The 7,231-nt window shown below is 34.9% G+C and carries 4 protein-coding genes; all 4 read right to left on the reverse strand.

What is annotated here, in order from left to right; translation table 11 throughout:
- Positions 1 to 68: 68 nt before the first annotated feature.
- The 4 genes from KM885_RS15490 to KM885_RS15505 are packed head-to-tail and all read right to left on the reverse strand — an operon-like array spanning position 69 to position 6,761.
- Complete coding sequence (locus KM885_RS15490) at positions 69 to 3,317, reverse strand: type I restriction endonuclease subunit R (protein WP_216884233.1); 3,249 nt, start codon at positions 3,315 to 3,317, stop codon at positions 69 to 71.
- Positions 3,318 to 3,354: 37 nt separating this feature from the next.
- Positions 3,355 to 4,644, reverse strand: a complete 1,290-nt coding sequence (locus KM885_RS15495) for a restriction endonuclease subunit S (RefSeq protein ID WP_216884234.1) — start codon at positions 4,642 to 4,644, stop codon at positions 3,355 to 3,357.
- Positions 4,634 to 6,151 carry a class I SAM-dependent DNA methyltransferase gene (locus tag KM885_RS15500; protein ID WP_216884235.1) on the reverse strand — a complete coding sequence of 506 codons (1,518 nt, stop codon included), beginning with the start codon at positions 6,149 to 6,151 and terminating at the stop codon, positions 4,634 to 4,636. Before KM885_RS15500 ends, KM885_RS15495 begins: the two co-directional genes overlap by 11 nt.
- 16 nt (positions 6,152 to 6,167) lie before the next feature.
- A complete protein-coding gene (locus tag KM885_RS15505; RefSeq protein ID WP_216884236.1) occupies positions 6,168 to 6,761 on the reverse strand; it encodes a helix-turn-helix domain-containing protein in 594 nt (197 codons plus the stop codon).
- Between the last annotated feature and the right edge of the window lie 470 nt (positions 6,762 to 7,231).

The raw sequence follows: 7,231 nt of genomic DNA on the forward strand, positions 1-7,231 counted from the left end.
ACAAAAAATGCCAGTCATTAATAAAAGTTCCTTCACCTAACTTTTTCTAAAATGACTGACATCCGCTGTTATAATCTATATTCACCTTTTGATTCCGCTGCTTGTATACCCCAATCCGTTACTTCTGTATGCTCCGCCATCAACTCCGCTTGATGCATTACTGTTTCTAATGCCTTCTTCGCTTGATCAGGTGGATAATCATATTTTCTTAAAAGCCTTTTAATAATTCGCCTCATGCCAGCACGGGCGCTCTTTCTTACATGCCAATCTATTGTCATGTTGCGTCTAATCGCTTGAGTCAACTCATTGGCTATTTTAAGTAATACCTCATCTTCCATTAATTCTTTAACAACAGATTCAGAAGTTAAAGCATCATAGAATGCAATTTCATCCTCATCTAATCCAAGGTCCTCTTCCTCTCGTCGAGCTACTTTCATATCTTTTGCCATTTGAATTAATTCTTCCATTACTTCGGCATTGGTAATTGCTTGGTTTTTATATTTATTCAATGATTGTTTTAGCTTTTCTGAGTACTTCTGGGATTTAACTAGATTGCGTTTTTCCATTGTCTTAATGTTGCCTTCAAGCAGCTTTTTGAGCATTTCAACGGCTAAGTTTTTATGCTCATAAGATCGAACTTCTTCTAAGAATTCCTCAGATAAGATAGAAACATCAGGATGTTTTAAGCCCATAACTTCAAATACATCCACTGCTTCTTCGGAAATAATTGAACGTTCAAGTAATTGACTTACACGAGTTTCTACTTCCTTTTTGGATTTACGTTTAGGCTGTTTTTGTTGGAGCTTATTAAGACTTGCTTTAACCGCTTTAAAATAACTTACTTCCATAGCAACCTGTTTTCCTTCGTCTGTTGCTGCACAGAGTGAGTGGGCCTTTGCTAATTCTGTTGCGGTCTGTTTGAAATCCTTTTGTTCCTTTTCATTCTTACCGAAAATAAGGTTCATTCCACCAGTTATTGCACGAATACGTCCAGCTTGTGAGTTACCCATATAAGCCGAGTAATCATAGCCATGCATCATGTCTTGTAGAATTTCAAGTTTCTCTTTCATCACAGCTACGGCAGCGGATGTATCAATACCAGTAGTTTTTTTGTCACTATCGGTATATTGATTTAATGCTTTCTTTAAGCTTTCTAATATACCAATATAATCAACCACTACTCCGCCTGATTTATCTTTAAACACACGGTTAACCCGTGCAATTGCCTGCATTAAGTTATGGCCCTGCATCGGTTTATCAATATACATAGTGTGCATAGAAGGTACATCAAAGCCTGTTAACCACATATCACGGACAATAACAATTTTTAATTCATCGCTATTATCTTTCATACGTTTAGCTAACAGATCACGACGTTTCTTGCCACCTATATGGGCTTGTAGTACATCTTCGTCCCCTGCACTACCTGTCATGACTACTTTAATTTTACCTTTATCTTCATCATCAGAATGCCAATCTGGACGAATACTGACGATTTCATTATAAAGGGCTACGCAAATTCGGCGACTCATACACACGACCATCGCTTTTCCATCAATTGTTTTAGCCTTCTCTTCATAATGATAAACGATATCTTTTGCCAATTGTTTAATTCGATTAGGAGAACCAACAATGGCTTCAAGGCGTGACCATTTAGACTTGTATTTTTCACGAGTAGACTCTTCTTGGTCTTCAGTTATTTCTTCAAATTCTTCATCTATTCTAGCTAATTCCTCTTCATTAGCTTCCAAACGTATAATACGATTCTCGTAATAAATTTTTACTGTTGCCTCATCTTCAACTGCTCTTGTCATATCATAAATGTCGATATAATTACCAAATACAGCTGGAGTGGACTTATCTTCTAATTCAATCGGTGTGCCTGTAAAACCGATAAAAGAGGCATTTGGAAGCGCATCGCGCAAATATTTTGCATAACCATATTTTACATCGCCTGTTTTATTGTTTGTTTTTGCAGAAAATCCGTACTGACTTCGGTGAGCCTCATCCGCAATTATAATTACATTTCTACGATCAGTTAGGACTGGCATTTCCCCTTCTTCTTCTGGTTTGAATTTCTGAATAGTAGTAAAAATAATACCCCCAGATTGTCGTTCATTTAAAAGTTCGTATAGACCATTTATTTCTTTAGACTTTTCATTAGCTTGTTGTTTTTTTTGTTCTTCACTGAGCTTTCGTACATCCGCTTGCTTTGGTGCTTGTCTTAATATATCCTGTGATTTAGAAAAGGTATTAAATAATTGATCATCTAAATCATTTCTGTCTGTAATTACCACAATTGTAGGGTTATTTAGCTGATTAACAAGTTGTGCCGTATAGAAAACCATCGAAAAACTTTTCCCAGACCCTTGAGTGTGCCAAATAACACCGATTTTGCGATTTCCATTTTCACTTGTTGCTGTTTTCGTATGTTCAACAGCTTTTTTAACTGCAAAGTATTGGTGATAGGCAGCCATAATTTTAGCAATTGTCTTTTTATCCCCAATTTTGCTGCCTTTTTCATCGCGTTCTTCTTCATGGGATTCCTGAAATAATATAAAATTTTGAATGATATCAATCAAACGATCTTTAGAAAGCATTCCTCTCAACATGACTTCATATTGAGGGACTTCCAACGGTTCAATGTTTTCTCCGTCTACCGAACGCCAATTCATAAAGCGCTCTTGATTCGCGGTAATAGTTCCTGCTTTGGCATTAATACCATCTGATAAGATACAGAACGCATTATAGTAGAACAAAGAAGGTATATCGCGTTTGTACGTTTGAATCTGTGCATAGGCATTATCGATACTTACATTTTCATCCGAAGCAGACTTCAGCTCTATAACAACTAAAGGAATACCGTTAATGAATAAGATTAGATCCGGGCGTCTTTCTTCTTTTTCAACAATAGTAAATTGATTCACAACAAGAAATTCGTTTTTAGATGGATGATCAAAATCAATTAGAAAGGCCTTCATTGAACGATTTTGGCCATCTTTATGAAATGAGACATCGATACCTTCAGTAATCAGTTTATGAAAATAGCGATTGTTTTCCTCAAGACTAGGACTATTAAATGCAATAATTTGTCGAAATGCTTCTTCCAAGGCATCGTGTGGCAAATGCCTGTTATTCTTAAATAAAGCATCTTTCACACGCTCTTCTAAAATAACGGTTCGATAATCTTTCCGTTCAGCTCGTTCCCCATCTGAACTAATTTCAGGCCCGAAGATATATTCGTAGCCAAGCTCTTGAAGAATTTCAATTGCTGCTTCTTCAAGTTTATCTTCAGTAAAATTTTTTAAAAAAACCAATATTACCTCTCCTTTCTCCACTGGGATTAATTGTTTTTTAAACTTCTTCCAACATTTCCTCATTATAGGGAACTCGAATTTCACCGGACATGAGCTTTGGTAACAAGACATTCCTTAAATCTCTTAGTTTTTGATTTTGTATCTTGTTTATAGCTATTTGACTATGAATTGAACTAACCAATTCAGAATATTTTTGAATTATTTCTAATTTAGGTAAAACTATTTTATATTTTAATGTTTCTTTAGGTCTTACTCTTTGTCTACTTCCGGTTGAACCAGTAGCATTAGATATTAATAAGTTTTGAAATCGGTCATTATTTAGGAATTCATATACATACGATAAAGTTTTATCCATTTTTGGAACATAAACAATAAACTCAGTAGAACATATCGCATCATTAGATTTAGTTAATGGTTTCCATATTCTTTTCGTACTTGGATTCAACTTAGAAACGAGTACTACTTCATTATTTACTACATATTTATTACTTTTTATTTCTTTTCCTTCTTGATACTCAGGTTCTTTATTTTCATCATAAGCAGGGATACTATAATGTTCATACAATCTATTAGGATATTCATGGGGCTTAACACTTTTGCTTGATATTTCTACAAGTTCTTTTAGCGATGCAACTTCCCAACCTTTCGGTATCTTTCCTAACTCACTATCAATCATCTCTCCACCACTTGTTTTATAAGGTTTTCCGTTTTGATTTGGAAATTGAAAATCAATAAACCAATGTTTAAATAACGCTTGGGCCATCTCTTCCAGTTTTCCAATAATTTCATTGTTCGTATCAATTTTTTCGTCACAATTTAAAAGAATGTTTGCAATTGCCTTCTGCTCTTGTAAACTTGGCAAAGGGACTTCAAAAGACTCAATCATACCCTTTGTAAGTGCCGCTCTTGTACCACCTGATTGAGCTAGGGATAGCATATATCTCTGCATATATGGACTATTTAGGTAATACATCAAAAAATCAGGATCTAATTCTTCCTGTTTAGTTCTTATAATTGACACATGCTGGTTTACTCTTGACCCAATAAATGCTTCTGGCACTTTAGTACAACGTGCAACAGAATCCCCAGTAATATTCAACAGAACATCATCTTTTAATACTCTCACATTATTTAGTTTTTCTGCTTGCTCTTCGTTTAGATATACAATACCTCTGTTATCAAATTTAAGATTGTATATATTTTGACTGCGAATAAAGGGAATTCCGGACTCTCCATAACTATTTGAACCACCACGTGGTGTTGCACCGCTACCTACTTTCAAAGTAAGCTCCCGTAAAGGAGCCTTCTTCCAATAATTAGATGTCAAACCCAATCCCTCCTAATTTCTGCTTTAATTCACTTTCTATTTGGTGTGATTTATCAAATAGTTCTCTTAGTTCACCTGTGAGGGTTACCATTTTTTCTTCAAAAGGTATGTCGTCTTCTTCTACATCACTTATTCCCACATAACTACCGGGTGTTAACGTGTATCCATTTTCACGAACATCATCTAAGGTAGCTGATTTACAGAAACCTTTAATATCTTCATACTCACCATCTATTTTACGCCAATTTCTATAGGTTCCTGCAATTTTTTGAATATCTTCTTCGGTTAATTCACGTATACGACGGTCAACCATTTGTCCTAAATTTCGAGCATCAATAAAGAGAATTTCTTTTTCTCTACTTTGATACATAGGATTATTTTTTTTATTTCGATTCAAAATCCATAAAGAAACAGGAATAGGAGTGGAATAAAATAAGTTCCCCGGTAATGAAACTATAGCATCGACTAAATCTGCTTCTAGTAAGTTCTTACGTATTTCCCCTTCATTCGATGTGTTTGAACTTAATGAACCATTTGCTAAAACAATCCCCGCTACGCCATTTGGTGCTAGGTGATAAATCATATGTTGAAGCCATGCATAGTTGGCATTTCCATTTGGAGGTGTACCATATTTCCAACGAACATCATCTACTAATTCATTTCCTCCCCAGTCACTTATATTGAAAGGAGGATTCGCCAAGATATAGTCCGCCTTTAAATTTTTATGCAAGTCATTATGAAATGTATCTGCATGATGTTCTCCGATATTACCTTCAAGTCCACGAATAGCAAGATTCATCTTACATAGCTTCCAAGTTGTGGAGTTCAACTCTTGGCCATAAATTGATAAGTTCTCTATTTTACCTTGTCGACGTTCTACGAATTTTTCACTTTGAACAAACATACCGCCACTTCCGCAGCAAGGATCATAGATTCGACCCTCGTATGGTTCAATCATTTCTACCAATGTTTGAACGACACTTTGTGGTGTATAGAACTCTCCACCACCTTTACCCTCTGCACTTGCAAATTTGCCTAAGAAGTATTCATAAATTCGTCCTAGTAAATCCTTTTCCTCTTTATTATGGAGTTTAATGGTTGAAATCAAGTCAATCAGTTCACCTAAACGTCGTTTATCAAGCTCTGGTCGTGCATAACGCTTATCTAATACCCCTCGCAATGTTGGATTTTCTTTCTCAATTGCAATCATTGCTTCATCAATGTATTGCCCAATTCTCGGATCTTTTGCATGGTCTTTAATGAAGTCCCAACGTGCTTCTTTAGGAACCCAGAAGATGTTTTCATATGTATATTCGTCACGATCCTCTTCAAATCCATCGCCTTCTTCGACCAACTCGTTATATTTCGTTTCAAATTTATCAGAAATGTATTTTAAGAAAATTAATCCTAATGCAACGTGTTTATATTCTGATGCATCCATACTTCCACGTAGTTTATCTGCGGCTTTCCATAGTGTTTCTTCGAATCCTATCATTGCTGTTTCCATATTATAAGTCTCCTTTTTAATAGTTATAATCATCTAGTACTTCAAATAATTCACTTTCAAACTCATCTTGCTCAGGACCTGTTGACACCCAGTCTGGTAATACCTCTAGATAATGGGCCAATCCCTCTATCGTCTTATGAAATGTGGGTTCATGCTGTGCTTTATCTAAAAGTTCCAAAACTAACTTAAATGTATCTAAGTAAGGTTGATGTTCTGCACGGTTAACCATATCTCGGAACTTTTTAATGAGCTTTGCCTTTTCAATATCATGCTCAATTTGATTTATTTCATCTTTATCATAAATAGGAACTTCAACGAGATCATTTTCTTCTCCAATTAAAAATTGTTCCTCATGTTTCATGATAACAGGATGGAGATCTTGTTTTAGTTTTTCCTTTTGAATCTCCAGTTTATCTAAATCGGTTAATTCCTTAGAAAAATATTTAGCCTCTATACCAAAGATTTCTTCGAGAGTAGGTAAGTGTCTTTTAGAGATATTTTGTTTTTTCTTAATCCAGAGGTTAATATTTTGCTTTTTGATACCGAGCTTTTCAGCTAATTCGATGTGTTGCATTCCATAGAGATCTAAGATGTATTCTAAACCTAACAATTGATCACCTACCTATAAATATTGTCTGAGTCAATATAATTATATTGTAATAGGAAAATGGTTCATAGTCAAATGGTTATATGGGTCTTTAATAACTAAGTAGGATATATGTAATGAAGAATAAACAATGAGATTTCCAATTGTACAATTGTAAAAACATTTTGGTGTAGGAGATGGCGAACTTTTTCATCAGAACTAAGTAAAACCGTGGATACTATCTAGATTTCACTAAATAGTATTGTAACTGCTAAACTAGACTCAACAGTTTTCCACAAATAAAAGTAAACGGTTTTCTCCAAATAAGACTAAACAGTTTAGTAATTATAAACACCTTTCGGTATACTTAGGCTGAGTATATCGAAAGGGAGAGGACAGGAGTGGAAAAGTGGATGGTTATCAAGAAATACATCGTTTAAAGAGTATAGGTTTCTCAAACACTAAGATTGCAAAGAAATTAAAGATTTCTAGAA

This window comes from Oceanobacillus caeni, from assembly GCF_019037185.1.
Classification (GTDB): domain Bacteria; phylum Bacillota; class Bacilli; order Bacillales; family Amphibacillaceae; genus Oceanobacillus; species Oceanobacillus caeni.